Source organism: Haemophilus parainfluenzae (assembly GCF_014931375.1).
Classification (GTDB): Bacteria; Pseudomonadota; Gammaproteobacteria; order Enterobacterales; family Pasteurellaceae; genus Haemophilus_D.
On sequence record NZ_CP063117.1, the window covers coordinates 493,471 to 514,189 of the forward strand.

Genomic DNA, 20,719 nt, shown 5'->3' on the forward strand with positions numbered 1-20,719 from the left:
TTTATTTACCTCCTATTTTCATCAAAAGTTCAAACATATCTGATGACATTACATCGGATAAAGCAAATGGTGCGGATACCGGTATTGCAATAACAGTTGTTACACCTGATGCTACACCAGTAAGTTTATTTTTTTCTGCAGTATTTCCTTGTTTATCATACCAGCCCCATGCTTGGCCTCCTAACAGGTCGTGAGTACCAGCAAAGGATTCTACCGCCATATCCGAGATAGAACCGATGCTATACGGAATTCTCTTAAAATGTAGATTCCACTCACCTTGAACAGGTTGAAAACCACCGGTTTCTCCATATAATCCACCCGCTTTTTTATTTTGTTGCGGATCAATAGCATCATCTAATGTATAGTCTTTATTACCTTTAAATGTGATTGAATTATCATCATTATAAGTACAAGTCCCCATGTTACTATTGCAAATAGCATCAACATCAATCCTTACACCACCTAATTTTACTCCATCAAAATAACCGCTATCATAACTATCATTACGAAGAATTTTCCCCGTCTTCGCATCTTTAATACCTTTAAATAATCTTGAATTAGCCAAAGTCTCCTCTCTCATCTTCGTTGCGGCTAATTGCAAAGTTCCTTGAGTGATTGCAACATCCGGTGAGCCGGCGGCAATGCCAACCACTGTTTCAAGCAAACGTTTTTGATACTGCAATTTATAAATTGCTCCATAAAGTGCGGTCTTTTCCTCTTCCGTTTTGGCTTCCTTGATTTGTTTTCTCAATTCAGCCTGTTTTGGAAGCACATAGTCATCAATCATTGAGAAGGCATTTTTACGAAAATCTTGAGTAACTTTCACTTGAATGTTGAGCTCTTTCATCACTTTATCTTTATCAAAATGATTTTCCAACTTGCCGGAATGCTGCTCTGCATTATCCGTAGTTACATCGGTTTTAATGCTATCTAGCGTTTGCTCAACCGTTTCACCGGTTTTCGCCAGTTGTTCCGCTTGGTCTCTAATTTCAATATTCGCAGTATTAATACCACTTTTTGTCACGCTACTTTGACTTTCTTTATCTCGCCCAATACCAAATCCTGTTGAGGTTTCTAAAGAATCCCAACCTGTAGCAAGTTGTTTTGCGTTGTCTTTACCCTGCGCATTTTTGGCTTCTGTGGTCAATTCTCCTCGGTCGTTTCTATAAATCAGATTGCCATCATCATCCACCGCCTGTTTACCACTTTGTGCTTGACCCTCTTTACCAAATGGTGTTTCAAAGTTAGCTGACACACTGCCACTTACACCAAAACTGCGGCCACTATAATTTGAGTGATTTTCAATATCTGAATGTGTAATGCTGCCGGTACTAAAATGGTTTTTACCATCTGCTTCTGCCTTTTGTGTAGAGGTAATCAATGCACCTTTAAGATCGGTATGCTTATTAACATTAATATCATAGCCTTCATCTCCGGCATAAATTCCTGCCTGTTCATTCACACTCGCATGATCAGCATTGATTTTTGATTTATTGAAACTGCCTCCAACGGATGCGCCATACCCCACTGTCACACTACCACTTACATTCATTTGTTTACCATGATAGCGAAATTTATCTTGCAAGCTCTCGATATTGAGGTTTTTCGCATCCAATTCAACACGTTTACCCTTCACTTGACTGCCTGCAAGAGTGACATCACCACCTGCATTAATCACGGTTTTACTTTGGCTATCACCTACATGGCTAGCAACATAAGTGGTTTCATCACCATTGCCATAGCCTTTTCCGGAATTACCGCCTAAAGTAACCCCAGCAGCCTCACCATTACTCACTTTAATGGCTACCCCAGCATTAAAACCACTCGATTTATTGGTACTACGTTCTTGGTGGTTTTGTTCTGCTGCTTTGATGTTTACTTGATTGTCTGCCATCAAAGTCGTGCCTTGTTTGCCTGAGATATCTGAACCTTCAATATTAATGTTGGAATCCTTTCCTGCACCCGTTGCCACTATATTTACTTTGCCGTCTGCATTCACTTGAGATTTGGCCGCGGTTTTGCCTTCAGTATGCGTGCGAGATTCATTTTTTTGTTGGCCATAAGTGATTTGTGCACCAATCACAGAATCTACATTTCCTGTGTTACTCATAAATTTTCCGACATCATTTGCAGCTTGTCCGACTGATTGAGCTGCCCGATAAGCATCAAAACCAGCATTAGCTGCTGCCATCGCATTCACACGACCATGCTTACTCTCACCTACTTGTCTAGTTGATTGCACTACGCCTTGTACTGCTTGAATAGCAGAAATAACAGGGGAGGTAATCGCAAGAGTTACACCTTTTTGTTCAAAGGTTTGTTTGGTATTGGTTTCATATTTGTCATCTGCAGCTTTAATATCGACTTTTTTCGCCAGAATATTCACATCGCCGTCTTTGATTGCACTCACCTTACTCGCAGTTTGAGTATAAGTGTTTTCCGCAATCATCGTAGTATTACCGTTCAAGCTACCTACTTGGCTACCTTTCGCATAAAGCTTAGTCTGATCACTTTCTGTGGTTTGTTTTTGAGAACCAAAGGTTACTCCAATACCACCTCCCAATATGCCTGATTTTTTCTTGCTGTAATAATCATCAGAGTAGACTCGGTTCTCAGCTTCGCGAATATCAATGTTTTTAGCCTTCACCGTCAAACCATTACCAGCTGCTACATTTGAGCCCTGAATAGTGACATTACCTTTGCTTGAATGAAGATAAATCTTATCTGCATCTAAATTTGAGGCTTCCGCAACGTCATAATCGTGTTTATGTCGATAAACTTCTGTCGTTGAGCTTGTTAAACCTCTAGATTTACTTTTGGAGGCACTCGACAACTGCTCTTTATAACGCGCTTCTTGAATATTGATATTACCGTCAGAAAGTACATTCATGGTGCCATTACTGGTTACAGAAACACCTCGCATGTCAACCGCACTTTTACCTACAGCATCAAGATTTCCTGTAACATTTAACTGACTGCCAACTTCTTGTTTTTGATCAAGCTTATAGTAATTATCTGCATTTGGTACGTAATGCTCTTTATTTTCAGTTTCTACCGTACCAAAATTCAATGCTTTACCTGCAGAGAAAACCGCATTTCCGTTCACATCTACATTTGCACCTTTTACAGTAATATTTTCAGTCGCAATAAAGCTAGCACTGCCTTTTTTGTTATCATTGCCAACCTTTACAGATGCTTGTTGTGTTAGTGATTTTTGGTAAAAATCAGGTGTATTTTCTGTTTCACTCGTGGTACTTTCAATATTAATATGCTTTCCTTGGGCAACTAAATTATCTGTTGCATTTAACTCTCCACCAAGATTATTAAGCATATTTTTAGCTACCAAATAAAGTTCTCGACCCTGTAAGCGACCACCTAAGTTCTCAATATTATTTGCGGCTAAGCCTGTTAGATTACGTCCAGAAATTACGCCACTATTTTGTACATCACCTTTGATATTCATAATGACATCATTGGCAGAAATCACTGCACCTCGACTATCAATATCGGTATTACGTCCAACAACGTAAACCTGTGGCACTAATACTTCTTTCTTAGAACCATCTTTTAAAGTCACTTCACGTTTTACCATCCAAACCATATCAGAAGTTAACTCTTTCATCTGAGAAGATGTCAAAGCAACGCCTGGTACTAAATTCATTTTTTTGGCGTAGTATGCCCCGTTATCCATCAAGGCTTTATATTGGTCATAATCGGAAGAGTAATTTTCTAGAAAACGTCTACCAGTGAGCTGATTAATTTGTTCGTTTACTAAACGTTGTTCATAAAAACCATCGCCCAAACGTTTAAGCATATTTTGTGGATCATTGCGCAACTGTTTGAACATATAATCAGAACTGAGCCATTTAGATTTCTGTGTAAAACGCGGATCTGTTTCAACCAAAAACTGTCCTGATACCTCAGGGTTGATTTTATAAAGGCTTGCCTGTGGCAATGAAATATCTGGTAAATGCGTTTTGATATCAAGGTTATCTTTATTTTTCATCACTCCAGACGTGATTGCTTCTAGATTAACGCGGTGAACATTTAAATCTGTATTTAAAGGTGTTTTCTCCGCTAATGAAATGCCTTGGAAATCTGATTTATCCCCAACAATTATGCCAGTAGACTCCACCGGCTCACCTATTTTTAAAAGTTCCAGCCCAAATTTGAACGGTTCGACAGGTAAGAGGCGGTCAATTTTTTGTTCATCTCCTCCATACACAGCCCAAACTTTTTTACCTCTCGAACCATGATGACGATGTTCTTTTTTAATATCTTTTTTCAAACCGATATCTCGACGATGAATTTCACCATCAACATCAATATTACTCAGTTTTAGTAATCCTTGACTTACTGTACTGACGGGTTCCTTAATCGCCTTATCCGCTAAATATAAGGTGTCACCAATCACAATTCGAGAGTGTTTATTCGTATACTCCCCCCCTTCCAAATGTAAAGATTGCCCGATAAGCAATTTACTGGGATCTTGGTGTTCAATGGTATTAGTATCTGTGGTTCGAATGTAATCTTGTTTCAGCCAATTTCGAGCTGCCACAGCTTTACGTCCATCATTGAAACGAAAATATTGATTGCTATTATGACGACTATTATTAACATGATCTAAATAACCCTCACCTTTTTCTCCTTCATTACTATAATAAGTCGCACTACTATCAAATGGGGAATAAGTAACAAAATGATTTTTAGTATATTTATGTCCTAACCTTAAATGTAAATCGTGGTTTAGCAGACGATTTGTTTTAATCCAACCACTTCCTAAAGCTTCAATGGTTGCACTACCGTTATCAATGCTATTTGCATAACCAGTTGCTTGATTATTGTCATTTAACTGTCCACCAATATAGATATTACCTAAACTCATAATAAGTGAATGGTTACGGTTTACTAAATTACTGACACCTAAATCAAGTCTCTCGCGAGCAGCGATAGTCGCTGCTGTTCCGTCAGTGTTCTCAAGATTATTTAAATTATTTGCTTGAATGGCAAGATGACTACCATAAATACGTGCAGTACCGATATTATTGACATCATTGGCTTTAATCACTGTGGTGTCACCATCTATTAAACCAAAGTTATCCAGTTTATTGGCTTGAATGCGAGTGTTTATCGAGGAAATTTCTGCATTAGCATTATTTTGAATAGTAGATCCTTCAACTGATGCTGAATTACCTACCACAAGGTTGGAATTATTAACAAAATCACCTTTTGTTTTAAAAGTAAGATTATTGCCTACACCAAAGGCTTTATTTAGGGTAAAGCTATCATTTAACTCAATACCCAAATCTCCTTTTGTTCTAATCGAACCTTCATCCGCTAATGTTTTGGCTTGTAATGTTGTGCCAATCACCGATTCAATTTTTCCTAGTGCATTATTTACAACCAAGGTTAAATCTGGATTTACAATATCAACTCGACCAGCCGATAAAATCTCACCTTGTTGGTTATCAAGAGATTGATTAACTGTAATATTTGCTGATTTTCCTGCATAAATACCACCAGATTGGTTTTCAATATGCTCTGCATTTATTACTAAATTAGTTGTTTGAATACCTTGAGTAGGGGTATCTTGTTTAGCTTTTGTATTTTTATTATTTACATTTGTAACATTTAACACTAAACGATTTGTTGCACTAACCAAAGAGCCTTTATCACCTTCAGACTGGTTATCCATCTTGGTCAAATTTAATGTTGCATTCACACTTTGAACAATGCCACCTTTGTTATTTAAATTTGTACCAGATAATGTTAAATCCTGAGATGAAATTACACCTTGTGCATTATTTATTGCAGCAGAAGAAATCGCTGCTGTTTTCGCTGAAATATCACCTTGTGTATTATTCAAATTTTGGGTTTGAATCGTTAAATCAGACTCTCCCTGAATCACTCCTTTAAGGTTATTTAAATCATTTGCAAGCAATGTCGCACGAGAAACAGATGAAATAATGCCATCTTGGTTGTGTAAATTTTCTGTCTTTAATGATAGTTCACCTTGGTTATAAACAATACCACGCTGATTATTAAATTGATTAACTGATAAATCTGCGCGATTTCCGACAATTAACTTCCCTTCCTCATTATTAACTTGCTGTGCAGCCAATAAAACCTGTCCACCTAACATTTCACCTTTTTGGTTATTCAAGGTTGAAGTACTAATATCAAGACTATTTTTTCCAAATAAATAACCAGATTGAGACTCTATATGTCCTGCATTTGTGTTAAGTTTCACACCTTGATTTGACCAAATCACACCTTGATTATTTTGAATTAATGGCGTTTGAACAGAAAGCGTACCTTCTGCGACAATTTTTCCTTCAGTATTGTCTAATCCCTTTTGTACATTTAATGCAAAAGCTTCGGCGCCACGTTGAATCCAACTGCCCTGATGATTATTAAGTTGAACACTATCCACCACAAAATGATCAGCATTCAAATGTGCATTTTCAGTTGAAATAAGATTTGGGTTGCTTAATGTTGTTTTTCCTTCGCTATATAGCGTTGTTTTATTCAGATTTAAAGCTGATTGAGCAGATTGGAGAGCGATGCGATCTCCACTTAATTGACTATCAGATAAATCAACCATTTCCGCTCTCACATTAATCTCACCACTCGCTAGATGTTTTGCTTTGGATGAAATGGTCTTTTCAGCTGAAAGAGTAAGATTTGCACCTTGTGCATGTTGAGTATCTAGAGAACGAATCTCACCTTGCGTAGTATCCTGTACCGTAACGCCAGCAGCAACTAAAGCACCACTTTTTACTTCAATATTTTTTGCCTGATACTGAATATCGCCCTTAGCAACAGTTTCACCGGTTTGAGTAACTTTATCCTTAGCTTGAACAAAGCTCCCCCCTTGATGTGAAACAATTGAACCATGCTGCTCTACTCGAGTTTGTGAGCGCAATGCAACATTCCCCTGTTTAGTTTCAACTTTACCTTTATTTTCAATAACCTTTTCTGCATTAAGATCAGCTTGGTGAGTTGCGCTAATTACCCCTTCATTAACAATACGTCCTTGACTATCAATCTTCACATCACCCGCTGATGCACCAATATGCCCCGCATTGCGTACACCAAGACCTTGGCCGTTATCCACTAAATGGATTTTTTCAGCATACATCCCACCTAATTGGCTCACATCCACACTGTAGCTTTGGTTTTCGCCTTGGGTATCGGAAGTGTGGTCGGTTTTATCGGTGATTTTATCGCCCACATACACAACTGAATCATTGGTGCGGTCAACGTTGTTTTTACCAGTGGTAACTTTAATGCCTTTCTTCGACCAAACACCACCATTGATTTCCGCTTTCTCAGCGATAATATCGGTGTAATCAGATTGGCTGTTATCCATCCCTTTTTGGCCAACAGTCACCTTACCGCCTTTTACGCGATAGCCTTTCAACTCACCATTTTCTACATCAGCTTTACCGGTTGTCAGCGTGGTACGTCCAGCATTAATCACACCACAACCATCACATTGGATACCGCTTGGGTTGGCAATCACCACATCTGCTTTTTTGCCTGCGACTTCTACATAACCTTTTAAACGGCTTGGATTCGCTGAATTGACCTCGTTAAGAATGACTTTCGCTTCACCGCGAGCAAGATTCGGGTTACCTTGCACCCATCCTGCCATTTGCGTTTGGGCTGCTTTGCGGGCATTGTTTAACACAGCGCCTTTTTCTGCCACATCAAATTGTGAATATTGGTTACGTGATACCCCACCTGCACTTGGTGTTTGAATATTTACCTGCGGTAAACCATTGCCGGTTTGAAGTACGGTAGGTTGTTGATTACCTGGTGCAGATTTATCAGCACGAATTGCCATATCTTCTGCATGAACAGAAGGCGATAAGAAGACAAAGCCTAATGCCAACATTAAGCTAAAATGAATAGGATTAAGTGAAAGTGCGGTTGAAAACAATCCTGTTTTTTCTTGTTCTGAGCTCACATTTTCACTTTGCGCTTTACCTTGAGATTTTGCCAACTCAGAGACCACCACAAGCTGGTTTAATACACGGCTAAAAATCACTTTATAATGACGTTTATTCATTTTTTAATTTCCTTTAAAGTTTTAAATTCTGTTTGGTTTTAATCAATTTATTCATCTAAAAGCGTGAGCATTAAAAACGGTAGCTCACATTAAATCCGGTTGTCACATGACTAGTTCTAAATCCTTCCGGTTTTTTAATTGGAACACCCACAAAATAATCATAGTTAATGCCCCATAATTTACCGCGAAGTCCAATTGCACCACCCATTAAGCTATCACCAATTTGAAGCTCTTCTTGACTAGAGTGCACCTTGCCTCGGTCTATTCCTAAATAAAGCTCATGTCCTTTATTGGCAATATTCCAACCGAGCTCATTTCGCCATAACCAACCTTTTTCACCGGAAAGTGATAGCTCACCATCAAATCCGCGTACGGTATAACGACCACCAATACTCAATTTATCTTGTTGGGTTAAAGGTGTGCCGTTCCATTGTCCATTCCAACTGGTGTTAAAGCGGAAAGGTTGATTGCCGATAGTGAAAGGATAGGTAAAATCAATGCCTGCAGTAAAAATCTGCATGCGAGAAGTGCCTTCACCAAATTCTTCTTCCGGTGCTGGTAAGGATTTATTCCCACCCGTACCACGTTTATAGTTCGCAAACAGTTGTAAAACAGTTTCACCAATGTATTGGGTGTGATTAAGCCCCACTTCCCAACCTGCTGTTCGACGACGTTGCACTTCAATTTCGGTGTCATTAATGTAGTTATGAGATTTTTTCGTCCATAACGCGGCATTCACATAGGTTTTATGAAGACTTCCACGAGTTAATAAGCGACTTAAATTCGCTTTCATTTGTTGGCTTTCACCCGAATAGGTGTAAGACTCAAATGCGCCCGCTACCGTTTGGTGATAAGAATATTTTGAACCGGAAAGCGTTAAGAGATAGTTCTTCCAAGGAATGGAATAATAGAGACTGACATTTTTACTGCCATAATCGCCTTCCGCATCATCGCTATCACGTTTAAAGCTACGTGTACCACTGATATAGAACATATCATTAAGTGTTAGCACGTTATCCCAAGAAAACGTAGCTGAACCTTGTAAACGACCCGTAGCTTTACTGCCTGAATCATCTAATCCTAAGGTTAAATGAAAAGGTAAGCTTTGCTTATAAGCAATCACCACGTCTGTTTCACCTACTGCATCCGTTGGCACAAGCTCCATATTCGCATCAGCACTCGGTACACGTTTTAAGTTTTCTAAACCTTGTTCAATATTGCGAATATTTAATATATCCCCCTGCGCCATTGGCATGGCAAACCATAAGGTACCACGGGTGGCAAACGGAATCGCACTTTGGTCTTGTAATTGAATACGACCTACTTTACCCGGAATCACAGTGAGTACGAGCATACCTGAACGTAAATCCTGTGGCTCCACCACCACGCGTGTCGTGACATAACCAAAATCAATTAAACGATTTTGAATACGGCGAAGTAAGACATTAATCCCCTCCGAGCCAATACAAGCCGGCAGCGCAAAATCACGCTCAGCATAAACTGACTTTAATGCCCAAGAGAATCGGCTTGGTTGGATTAATTTAAGAGAAGAGGCTGATGAATTTTCTTCTTCAGCTTGATAATCGGTCAGCACCAATTGATTGATAGGAAAACACTGTGCTTCATTTTTTGGAAAGCCAAGTGAGGCCTCTTTTTCACCCTCTAAACGCACATTCGCGGATTGCGTTTGCTGGGCTAAAATGGCTGCATCTTGTTCCGCTTGCTGTTTTTGTTGTTGGGCATCGATTTGTTTTTCTACATTTGCATTTGGTGAGCTGGGTGCCGCCAAAGCGAAAGAGGAAATAAATAATAAACTAGAAAGAAAAGAGCGAGATAAGTTCTTCATTATACTTCAGAGATTAAGTTATTGATAAAATTGCGATATGATATAAAAAGTTGTTTTAAAATTCTATAAACTAATATTCTCAATACAAAAGTGCGGTCTGTTTTTGAGAAGTTTTAAAACTCTTTTAAAATTGACCGCACTTTATCATTAATGAACTATAATAGCCCATATAACCTCAAATAAAACCCAGATTATCTAGGCTTTATTTCTTAACACGCTAATTACCAACTATCAAAATATCGATCCAACTTTAGGAACTCCTCATAGCATCCAAACTTAGGATAATTATAATAATTAGAATTAGTATTTATAATAACCTCATAACTATCAACAATATTAGACTCATAGTCCATTCTTTCTGAAAAAACGTGTCCATCCTCTAAAATTTTAAATTGATGTATAATAATAGGAGCCTTACTTACCCCATATTTTTTAGATGTAATAAAAGATAAAAATAATTTATCAGTTGTTAATTTACTAAATTTAAATTCATATGATAAAACCTCATTAATATTATCATCTAAAAAGTACACAATGACATAATCTTTCCCAATAACAATATAGGAATCAGGTCTACTAGAAGAATTGATTAAAACAGTATATTCCTCCTTTCCATGTCTCCTTAAGGCATCTTCGACAGAAAACTCCCCCCAAGATTTTTTTTTAACAAATGACCATCCTTTACTGTAAAAATATTTCTCCATACAACAACCTCTTGTAAATTAATAAACATTACCTTCACTATCACGAATAATTATTTTCAATTCATTAGCCTTATCTAATATCTTAGATGGAATAGGATTATACTGTTTAGGCACCTCTAAAATATATTCACCTCTTAATACTTGCCCACCTAAGATGCCATTAGAAGGAACATCCGAAATTCTACTTCCCACTGAGTATTTAATAGATTCTCTTACTACAAGACTAACCGTATTAAATTTACTATTTCCTAAAGAGTTATCAAGAAGAATAAGCTTTAGCTATATCGTACTTACCGTTATCTTTATACCAATCACTTACAATTCCTAAATCTGTAACAGAGATTATTGGCATACCTACCGTTGCTGATGATAAACCATCTGTATAAGGTATGATAACCATACACAAACAAAAATTCTAAATGAGTATGACATTATAAGTAAAACACCACAGATAACCTGCCGTTTTTTACAATATATTTGCTATAAAAAATAAGCGGTTATAGAATACCTATAGCAAGCTGAAATTAATGAGATTAAGTTGGTATGAATAACGTACAAAAGAAATATTTTATTGGCCTAACCCATTTTTTAGGAAATGTTCTCGGCCCTAAATACGAAGTCGTATTTCATTCTTTTGATAAGAATAAGGCTCATATGGAAGCCATTGCGAATAGCCACGTCAGTGGTCGAACGCTTTCTTCTCCGCTTAGCTCTTTTGGTTCTAGTTTGTTGCAGGATAAAGTGTATTTAGATAAGGATTTTGTCTTTAACTACAAAGCGGTGGCTGATTCCGAAAAGGTCATTCGAGGTGCAACTTATTTCATTAAAAACGGGGATAAATTAGAAGGCATCCTTTGTATTAATCATGATACTTCTGAGTTGGTTGATGTGATGACCAAATTAATTTCACTGGAAAACCTTGGAAACTTCGTCAATATTTTAGGTATTGATGCTGCCTTTGCTGACGTAGAAGAGGCCGAAATAATTAATAAAGAAAAACTCGAAAACTCCATCGAAGATATCCTTTGTGAATACCTTGATTTCACTCTATTACACTCCGATAAACCACTCAGCTTAAGACAACGGGAAAACGCCATTAAAGTCTTATTTGATAAAGGTATTTTCAATATCAAAGGTGCCATTCCAATGGTGGCGAAATATTTGAAAATCTCAGAACCTAGCGTATATCGATATCTTAAAGCAATCAAAGAGAAAGCATAAAAAAGTGCGGTCAATTTTCGAGAAGTTTTAAAACTCTTTGAAATTTGGCCGCACTTTATATCTCCAGGCTATAAAAGCAAACCTTCGCTAATTACCATTAAATAAAACCTCCATAAACTCAAAGAAATCTTTTTCCGATACTTCATCAGGAGAAATCATTTTGTTATATATAATATCTATATCTCTATTTTCTAATTTATATATTTCCAACCCTACCCAATGACTACTCCATAGCTCAATAGTTGCTGTTTTTTTATTTGAATATAAGTCAAATCTAGTTAAATAACCAAAATCTCCCTCTTTCTCAAAATCAACTTGAACAACTCCGAATTTTTCAATTACCCTAGGGTAAACAACATTTTCAAAAAAATTAAATATATCCATTATTTTTTCTAGCACTCTTATATTATTAATTTACCTATAAAAATAGACACAAATTTTGACTTTTATTTCATCTTTGATGTTTCCCAGTTGTTTAAAATATCATAAATAAACTCTACATATTCTTTTTCAGGATGTAATTCTAAAAAACGTTTGCATGCCTTTTTAAAATACATAAAGCAGATTTCTTCAGATACATGAATCTGGTATCTAGGATCACATAGGCCTCCAATCTCAAACCTTACCCCTTCGAAGTGATCTTCTGGAAACGGACTATTCATATCAGGGTAATAGCAATCTGCTCCCTCCTCACAGAATCCATCCTTTTCTACCAGAACAGAATAAATAGCTTTTAAAAAATCTCCCTCATAATATACAATATTAAAGTAGGTTTTTATACTAAACTCAGGCTCATCTAAACCACCTGTTCCACCATAAAAAAAATTTAAAGGGCTATAAGAATCCTCTCCTTTGGCTGTATATAAGGGAATACTATTCTGGGTGTACATTTGTTACTCCTTTAGTATCTTTATCAATATAATAACGAAATTTTTTCACTACCAATAGTAAAATGACACCTTTCCCTAGACTGATAATAAAATAAAAGTGCGGTTAAAAACACACTGATTTTTAACCGCACTTTTTTATTTTAATCGTGTTATTAACCCACTACTTCAGGTAATACACCTAATTTAATTAGGAATGGGATACTCACGATAATAATCCCTAGAATTGAGACAAAGAGTAGGAACCCTGAACCACCCGGCACACGATAAGGTAAGTTTGGATGTTGATGGCGAGCTTTCCAAACCAATGCTGCTGGCAATACCACTGCATAGAAAGCAAACATTTGTCCTGCATAACCTAATGCAAGGATGAAGCCTTCTGGATAGAAGAATGCAAAGAGCAATGGCGGAAGGAAGGTTAAAAAACCTAAACTTAAACGGTTTGCTGAAATATTGAAGGCGCGTTTTAACAAGTCGTCAATACATTCTAGTAAACCTAGTGCCACCCCTAAGAATGAGGTAATCAGTGCTAAGGCAGAGAAGATTTTCACGACAGCCGCAATAATGGTGCTGCCTGTAATCACTCGAACGGCTTCAATCAATCCATTTAATGTTGGATCTTGATTAAGGATTTCTAAGAATCGGCTTTGACTTAACACGCCGTGAGTAGAAAATTGCCATAAAAGATAACCCACTAATGTGATTGCAGAGCCCATAATAATAGAAAATCTTAAGGCTTTTACATCACCTTCTAAGTATTTATTTAAGCAAGGAATTGAGCCGTGGAAACCAAAAGCGGTAAAGAAAACTGGACTAGCCGAAATCAATAGCGCTTTATCAATAGGCATGGCCATTAAGTTATCGATTTTAATTTCTGGAATCATCAATCCAAGCACAATAAATAAAGCCGCAATCATCACGATAAATAAGAAACGATTTAAGGCATCCACAAAGCTTGTGCCAATTGCCACGAAGATACCAAAGAAGATCGTAAATGCTAGGATAGAACCTTTCATTTTGAGATCAGGTGTCGCAAAATCAGGTAAAGTTGAAGCAAGAATTGCACCACCACCGGTTACATAGGCGGAAAGTAATGCATAAAGGAAAATCATTAATACGCTGGTTGCGACAATTCGTCCTGGTCGACCAAAATACTGTGCGGCAAGCGTGCCAATACCGGCATCATGTTCAGCTGTTTGGTAAACCTCAACAAATAATAATGCGCTATAGGTGAGCAGAATCCATAAAAGAACAAGTAGAACAACTGTAAACGTGAAACCTATTCCTGCAGAGGTGAGAGGCATGGCAAGCATCCCTGCCCCAATCATCGTCCCTGAGGTAATCAAGGTACTTCCCAATGTTTTGTTCATAAGTTTTCTCCTTTCCGATTATCGTAGAAAGGCTAGTCACTTCCTTATTTGACAATACATCAAACTACAATGTCATTAGAATGTTTTCGCATTTTTCTCATTAACCAAATATTTTTTAGATACAAAAAGCCCTTACCCCGTTACTGAGGTAAGGGCGGTAGGCCTATTTTTGTTCAAAACGTGCTGTGAAGAAACGTAATTGTTTTGGTTCATACACGAAACGAAGCCCTTTAATATCCTCTTTATGTTTGAATAAGTGGATAATACCATCAGCAACTAAATCCATGTGTGCGTAGGTGTAAACACGACGCGGAATAGTAATACGTACAGTTTCAAGTTTTGGATGATGGTTTTCGCCAGTTTTGATATCACGACCAGCTGAAATAATACCACGTTCCATTGTACGCACACCGCATTCAACATAGATTGCTGCCGCTAATGCTTGTGCTGGGAAGTCTTCTTCTTGTTTCAAATGTGGACAGAAACGACGTGCATCTAAGAACACCGCATGACCACCAATTGGTTCTACAATCGGTACACCCGCTGCTTTTAATTTTTCACCGAGGTAACGTACTTGTTTAACACGGTGTTCAATGTACTCTTCCTGAGTCGCTTCTTTCAAACCGATCGCCATCGCTTCCATATCACGACCAGCCATACCACCGTAAGACGGCATACCTTCGAACACAACAACCAATTCTTTCGCTTTCATGAATAATTCTTCATCATTCATACATAAGAAACCACCGATATTGGTTAAGCAGTCTTTTTTACCACTCATTGTACAACCATCTGCATAGCTGAACATTTCTTGAACGATAGATTTGATTGAACGATCTTGATAGCCAGGTTCTTGTTCTTTAATAAAATAAGCATTTTCAATACAACGTGTTGCATCGTAGAACACTTTAATGCCGTGTTTTGCGGTTAATTCACGAACGGCTTTCATGTTTGCGATAGAAACCGGTTGACCACCAGCTAAGTTTACTGTTACTGCCAAGCACACATAAGCAATATTTTCAGCGCCTTTTTCGTTAATTAATTTTTCTAATTTTTTAACATCAATATCGCCTTTAAATGGCACATCTAATGTCGCATCATGCGCTTCATCACGAATAATATCGTAGAAAATACCGCCATTGGCTTCTTGGTGGAAACGAGTGGTTGTGAAATACATATTACCTGGTACGTATTGACCCGGTTTAATCGCGATACGAGAAAGGATATTTTCAGCACCACGACCTTGGTGAGTTGGCACAATATGTTTGAAACCAAATAAGTCTTGAACTGTTTCTTGTAAATGATAGAAGTTGCGGCTACCTGCATAAGCTTCATCACCCATCATAATACCGGCCCATTGACGGTCACTCATTGCATTCGTACCGCTATCGGTTAAAAGGTCGATATAAACATCTTTTGAATCAAGTAAGAAGGTATTGAAGCCTGCCGCTTTCATTGCTTTTTCACGTTCTGCTTTTGGTAAGATTGAAACAGGTTCAACACTTTTAATACGGAACGGTTCTGCTGGATAGTATGCCATAATAAATCTCCTATTATGTTAGGTTTAAAGTCCATGATTATTAACCCGCTACTAAAAACATCTATCATCGAGTTGCAAGCATAGTACTGAATTTTTTTCTGCAATACTGTGATCAAAGTCACAAATCAATAAAATTTTATCAAATTTGTGTAAAAATATTTTTATTTGATAATTTTGTATCAAAACATCATAAACATTCTGATTTTTAGAGCAAGTAAACAAGCGAGTTGGACTAACCAGTTTTCTCAATAGAACAAGTGGACATAGGAATGGTATTACAGGCGGGATTGCTATGAGAGGGGGATATTTCGGTAGAAGAAGCATCAAAAATATAAAAGTGCGGTCAGTTTTTGAGAGGTTTTAAAACTCTTTGAAATTGACCGCACTTAAATTATCAATGCTTCAATAACTTCTTCAGATGTATAGTTTTTTAGATAGATTCAAGCACACATCTGGAGATGCGTGATATCTAAGGGGTAGTCTTTAGCAACCTGAATTAATAGAAACTAAACCATCTTGATTAACCTTTTATTTATAAGTATCAGGAATATTTTTTAATTGCTCCAAAAAATTCCACTCTTTTTTTATACCTGTATCTAAAAACCAATTACATCCAGACACAATCCAACTTTCTCTATATTTTCTAATAGATGCTAAATCACTATCTTCATATCCAAACTCAACGCCACAACAAGGACAGATATTATAAGTTGGATAAATCCCCTTCTCCCATGTGATTTCATCATTTATATAGCCACATACTCTACATACATATTCATTTTGGGGCATCAAAATACTCCTTTTTTCAATTAGTTTAAATATTTCTATTTTTAACCAAAACAAGAGTTCCTTTTTATTAAAATTCTATTAATAAATCAGATAATTCATACTACAATATAGTGATAATTTAATTCACTCTCATTAAAAAATAGTTTTACTAATTTAATGATTTTTATTTTTTGTTTTATAAGATTTTATTGCAAAATCAATAAAACAAAGAGGTAAATACATAGCTAATGTTGGGATCAATGCTTCTTTAAATACATCTGAATTCCAATACACTTCATTAAACTTAAAATATATAAATAGAGAGAAAATTATATCTCTAGATATAAACAATAAATATAAAAGAGAAAATAACGCTAGATTGCTAAACCATGAGTTTTTTCTAATCTTATTAAGCATGTTTTCCTCGAGAAATTCAAATTATTGTTTTAAGCTGTTTAAACAAAAGATTCACGTGCGAATTAAATTATTAAACATGCATGGATTTTCAAATCAATGCACCCTACCTAGCTATTTTTCGTCATCAATACATTTTAATGTAGCAAGACTTGCTTTTCCCCTTTCCTCAGCTGTTCCTCTTGGTAAATTTTTAGTTTTCTCATAGCATAGATCAAATTTTTTCTCCTCCTCAGGAGTCATATCAGATATAACATCACCATTCCAGAATCGAACAAAATGACTATTAGAAGAAACACATGCTGTCAAAATACTACAAAGTAAAAAGAGACTGAGATTTATCTTTTTCATTTTTATCTCCAAAATATTTTTTCATTTCAACTACTCTAATCTCGCTTAAAAAAGAGAAGATATATCGGCAAAGCAACCACCTGAAATTTTAGAGACATAAGTAAAGCTTCTTTCATAAGAACTGCATATTGCAAATTATTCCTTCCCATATCGAACTGAACTATCACCATAAACAAGAAAAAAATGAATGCAACAGCTATAAAAAACTTTAATATTTTTAAAATCATTATGTTTATCTTCTGTTATACAGTACAACACCCGCAATAAATACACTAATAACTGACGATGAAATTAAAATAAATTCTACATCTTCAAAATTAATATAAAAGGAAATACCTAAATTAGTATGAATTAAAACATAAACATTTCTAACAACTAGAATAGATAAAAATAAAGCCATAGATATATAAATAAAAAATATAATAAAATTTATTAAAAACACCTTAATCATTTATATTTTCTCGCTTATTAAATTTTTTAGTAATAGTGCCGATAACTTATACTACAATCTAGTGATAATTAAACCACTCTCATTAAAAAATAGTTTTACTAATTTTAATGCTTTTTCCTGATAGAAACTCCTCCAACCATCCCATTCTTCAGGTCTTCCTACCATCTCCCACTCATCAAGGGCTAAGGCATTTAATATTTCCATATTAAGCCAGCTATCTAAATGACCATAATCTTTCTCCATTTTATGGACAAACTCGTTATAGAGAAAAATATGACTTGTAATATCTAATTCATTATCTTTCATAGGTAAAATTCATAAAAAATAAATATAAAACCACTACAACTTGGAATCACTAATTTTGTATTATTCATTTTTATTTTTCCTTGAGTATCAAGTTCTCTAAAACTAAAACAGAAAAAAGTCTGGAACTCTTTGTAAGATTTTTTCTGAAAAATCTATTAATTTAAGTTCAATGATCTATCTTCTCTTTAGCTAAAATCGCAAACACTGCAATAACAAAAGCATAAGGATAAACATCTTCTAGAAAATCTACAAAATTTTCTACATGCCCATACCAAACCCACTCGGTTATATATAAAATAATAACACAAGATAAGACAGCAATAGATAATTTAAATATTTCTATAATAAATTTCATTAAATATCCTTATTTTCTTCCTGTAAGAAGATAACTACCTAAAATTGCTGGTATGGGAATCAATAATGATAACAATATCTCAGCCTTTGAAGAAAAAACAACCTTTATAGAAAACTCACCATTGGCTAAAAAATCAAGTAACAAATTTATCGATAGTAATAGCAAAAAAATACAAGGAACTATTAATAAATAAAATTTTATTAGTTTCAATATCATTATTACTCTCCAATTTAATAGTATTCATCAGCAATCATACCAAAATTTGTTCATTCTTAAACCAATTAAACAAGGCATTTGAACTAACTAATTTTCCAAACAGTCAAAGCAATCGTAAAAGGAATGCTTTTACACGCCGGATTGCATAAGTGCTTAGACAAGCAATCCCGACAAAAATGAAGGAGTAGATTTATGAAATCTAAATTGATGAAAGGGTTAGTGATTGTTGCATTAGCAGGAAGCTTAACCGCTTGTGAAATGGACAGACAACAACGTCATACTGCAACAGGTGCAGCAATCGGCGGTGTAGCCGGTGGTTTATTAGGTGGTGATATTGCCACAACACTCGGCGGCGCAGCATTGGGTGGTGTAATCGGTAGTCAAGTGAATAAAGGCGGAGACTACGATGACAGAGAATATCGCCATCATAAAAAACATAAAAGACATCACCACCACAGAAAACATCGTGATTGGGATGACGACTGGGATGATTAATTCAAAATACAGATAAAAATGACCGCACTTTTGAGATACAAATCAAAGTGCGGTCGTTTTTTAGGGATTATTTATGAATTAATAAGGATTACCACCAGCCAAGGAGTTTCATCCATAATCCACCCACACCAAACCAAATCACTAATGAGAGGATGGAAACAATAAAGCTCACGCCCCACCATTGACCGGTTGAGTTATAACCTGAACCATATAAAGCAGGGCCAGGACCACCTGCGTATTGCGTTAAACTCATGGATAATGTTGAGGTGTAACCTAAACCAATTGCAGCAATGATTGGTGGTGTACCCACAGCAATAGCCGCAGCCACGAAAGCGAGATACATTGCGGAAATATGCGCCATGGCTGAAGCAAAGAAATAGCGGGTATAGAAATACACCAACACTAAAATAGTAAAGGCAACTGGCCAGCTGAAATCGCCCACAGATGCGGAAATGTGGGTGGAAATCCAAGTGATTGCACCGTATTTATTAAGTGCATTCGCCATCATGACCAATACCGCAAACCAGAACATCGTATCCCATGCGGTAGTTTCTGCCACGATATTTTTCCAGCTCATAATGTTGGTTAATAATAAAATCACTAAACCGATAAACGCTGAAATTGTTGCTGGGATATGGAAGACTAAATCACCCACAGTCCAAAGGAATAAAAGAAGGATAAAGTCTAGGGCAAGAATCCATTCCGCTTTACTCATTGGGCCCATGCTTTTTAATTCTTCACGTGCCATTTCTGCCATTTTAGGCGTATCTTTTAATTCTGGCGGATAAATTAAATACACGAAATAAGGCAAGACGATTAGGCTCACAATACCCGGTACGATCGCCCCTAAGAACCATGTCATCCAAGTGATTTCCACACCTTGGCTTTTCGCGAGTTCTGCAATTAACGGGTTACCCGCCATGGCGGTTAAGAACATGGTACAAATAATGGTATCGATTTGAGAGACCGCAATCGCTAAGAAAGCACCTGCACGACGAGCAGTTGGACCCGGTTTGGACTCATATGCATCAGCAATAGATTGCATAATAGGGTACATAATACCGCCCCCACGCGCAGAAGCCGAAGGAATACCCGGACCGATAACGACATCAGCCAACGCCATACCATAAGCCACACCCATCATTTTTTTACCAAAACGACCAACGAAGTACAGCGCGATACGTTTACCTAAACCTGTTTTAATCACCGCGCGAGATAAAAACATAGCAATAGCAATCAACCAAATTGTGCCGTTTGCAAAACCAGATAACATGCCGACATCACCTTGTTTTGGCGAAATTGGCGTAAGCCCAGTCAAGCCACTAATCACTAAGGCAACGAGCGTTGCAGCACCCATAGGCATTGCTTTAGCGATAATAGCCACAATGGTTGCCACAAACAGTGCTAGCATTCCCCATGCTTTTGCGGATAAGCCTTCTGGCGTTGGGATTAACCAAATCCCTAAACCAACGATGACGGCAATCAGCAGCCCCTGCCATTTAAAGCCAAGTTTGACTTCTACTGCTGGAATTTTACTTTCCATAGGATAACTCCTAGATAAATGAACAGAAAAATAATTCATCACGTATAACGACCGTGATGCAATCGATTAAATAAGCGGTTATAAAGATACCACTTATTTAGTACGAGTAAAGATTTAAGCGCATTTTTTTAATAGAATTGAGTAAAAATTTGATATAAATAAAAAAATAACCGCACTT

General features: G+C 36.7%; 14 protein-coding genes. 2 read left to right on the forward strand and 12 right to left on the reverse strand.

From position 1 onward, the window contains the following. Position 1 precedes the first annotated feature (1 nt). From INP95_RS02415 to INP95_RS02425, 3 genes are all read right to left on the reverse strand, one after another. Positions 2 to 8,074, reverse strand: coding sequence for a two-partner secretion domain-containing protein (locus tag INP95_RS02415; RefSeq protein ID WP_197560824.1), 8,073 nt, complete (start codon positions 8,072 to 8,074; stop codon positions 2 to 4). Positions 8,075 to 8,144: 70 nt separating this feature from the next. Next, a complete protein-coding gene (locus INP95_RS02420) occupies positions 8,145 to 9,920 on the reverse strand; it encodes a ShlB/FhaC/HecB family hemolysin secretion/activation protein (protein ID WP_197560825.1) in 1,776 nt (591 codons plus the stop codon). Between the two features lie 221 nt (positions 9,921 to 10,141). Beyond that, complete coding sequence (locus INP95_RS02425; RefSeq protein WP_197560826.1) at positions 10,142 to 10,624, reverse strand: hypothetical protein; 483 nt, start codon at positions 10,622 to 10,624, stop codon at positions 10,142 to 10,144. A gap of 543 nt (positions 10,625 to 11,167) precedes the next feature. Here INP95_RS02425 and INP95_RS02430 point away from each other — a divergent pair. Then, positions 11,168 to 11,845 (forward strand): helix-turn-helix transcriptional regulator, encoded by a 678-nt coding sequence (locus INP95_RS02430; RefSeq protein WP_197560827.1) that lies wholly within the window; start codon positions 11,168 to 11,170, stop codon positions 11,843 to 11,845. Positions 11,846 to 11,932: 87 nt separating this feature from the next. On the opposite strand, the gene INP95_RS02435 is transcribed toward INP95_RS02430, so the two are convergent. The 8 genes from INP95_RS02435 to INP95_RS02470 all read right to left on the reverse strand — a co-directional run bounded on the left by INP95_RS02435 (position 11,933) and on the right by INP95_RS02470 (position 18,287). Continuing rightward, the gene (locus INP95_RS02435) at positions 11,933 to 12,229 is read right to left on the reverse strand and encodes a hypothetical protein (RefSeq protein WP_049384238.1); all 297 of its coding nucleotides are present in this window, start codon (positions 12,227 to 12,229) and stop codon (positions 11,933 to 11,935) included. A gap of 62 nt (positions 12,230 to 12,291) precedes the next feature. Next, positions 12,292 to 12,735: a ribonuclease toxin immunity protein CdiI gene (cdiI, locus tag INP95_RS02440; RefSeq protein WP_197560828.1), complete on the reverse strand. Its 444-nt coding sequence runs from the start codon at positions 12,733 to 12,735 to the stop codon at positions 12,292 to 12,294. 152 nt (positions 12,736 to 12,887) lie between these two features. Beyond that, positions 12,888 to 14,102, reverse strand: a complete 1,215-nt coding sequence (locus INP95_RS02445; protein ID WP_049366722.1) for an aromatic amino acid transporter — start codon at positions 14,100 to 14,102, stop codon at positions 12,888 to 12,890. Positions 14,103 to 14,265: 163 nt separating this feature from the next. After that, complete coding sequence (locus INP95_RS02450) at positions 14,266 to 15,642, reverse strand: tyrosine phenol-lyase (protein ID WP_049365086.1); 1,377 nt, start codon at positions 15,640 to 15,642, stop codon at positions 14,266 to 14,268. A gap of 528 nt (positions 15,643 to 16,170) precedes the next feature. Next, positions 16,171 to 16,431 carry a hypothetical protein gene (locus INP95_RS02455; protein WP_049384236.1) on the reverse strand — a complete coding sequence of 87 codons (261 nt, stop codon included), beginning with the start codon at positions 16,429 to 16,431 and terminating at the stop codon, positions 16,171 to 16,173. A 507-nt stretch (positions 16,432 to 16,938) separates the two neighbouring features. Next, a complete protein-coding gene (locus tag INP95_RS02460) occupies positions 16,939 to 17,175 on the reverse strand; it encodes a hypothetical protein (protein ID WP_049384234.1) in 237 nt (78 codons plus the stop codon). Positions 17,176 to 17,677: 502 nt separating this feature from the next. Then, positions 17,678 to 17,932: a hypothetical protein gene (locus INP95_RS02465; protein WP_070583590.1), complete on the reverse strand. Its 255-nt coding sequence runs from the start codon at positions 17,930 to 17,932 to the stop codon at positions 17,678 to 17,680. Between the two features lie 166 nt (positions 17,933 to 18,098). Then, entirely contained in the window at positions 18,099 to 18,287 is a 189-nt protein-coding gene (locus tag INP95_RS02470) for a hypothetical protein (RefSeq protein ID WP_049384802.1), read from the reverse strand. A 408-nt stretch (positions 18,288 to 18,695) separates the two neighbouring features. Between INP95_RS02470 and INP95_RS02475 the strand changes: the two genes are divergently transcribed. Further along, entirely contained in the window at positions 18,696 to 18,998 is a 303-nt protein-coding gene (locus INP95_RS02475; RefSeq protein ID WP_014064485.1) for a YMGG-like glycine zipper-containing protein, read from the forward strand. 88 nt (positions 18,999 to 19,086) lie between these two features. Here INP95_RS02475 and INP95_RS02480 read toward each other — a convergent pair whose 3' ends face one another. After that, entirely contained in the window at positions 19,087 to 20,541 is a 1,455-nt protein-coding gene (locus INP95_RS02480) for a DASS family sodium-coupled anion symporter (protein ID WP_049384801.1), read from the reverse strand. Positions 20,542 to 20,719 lie beyond the last annotated feature (178 nt).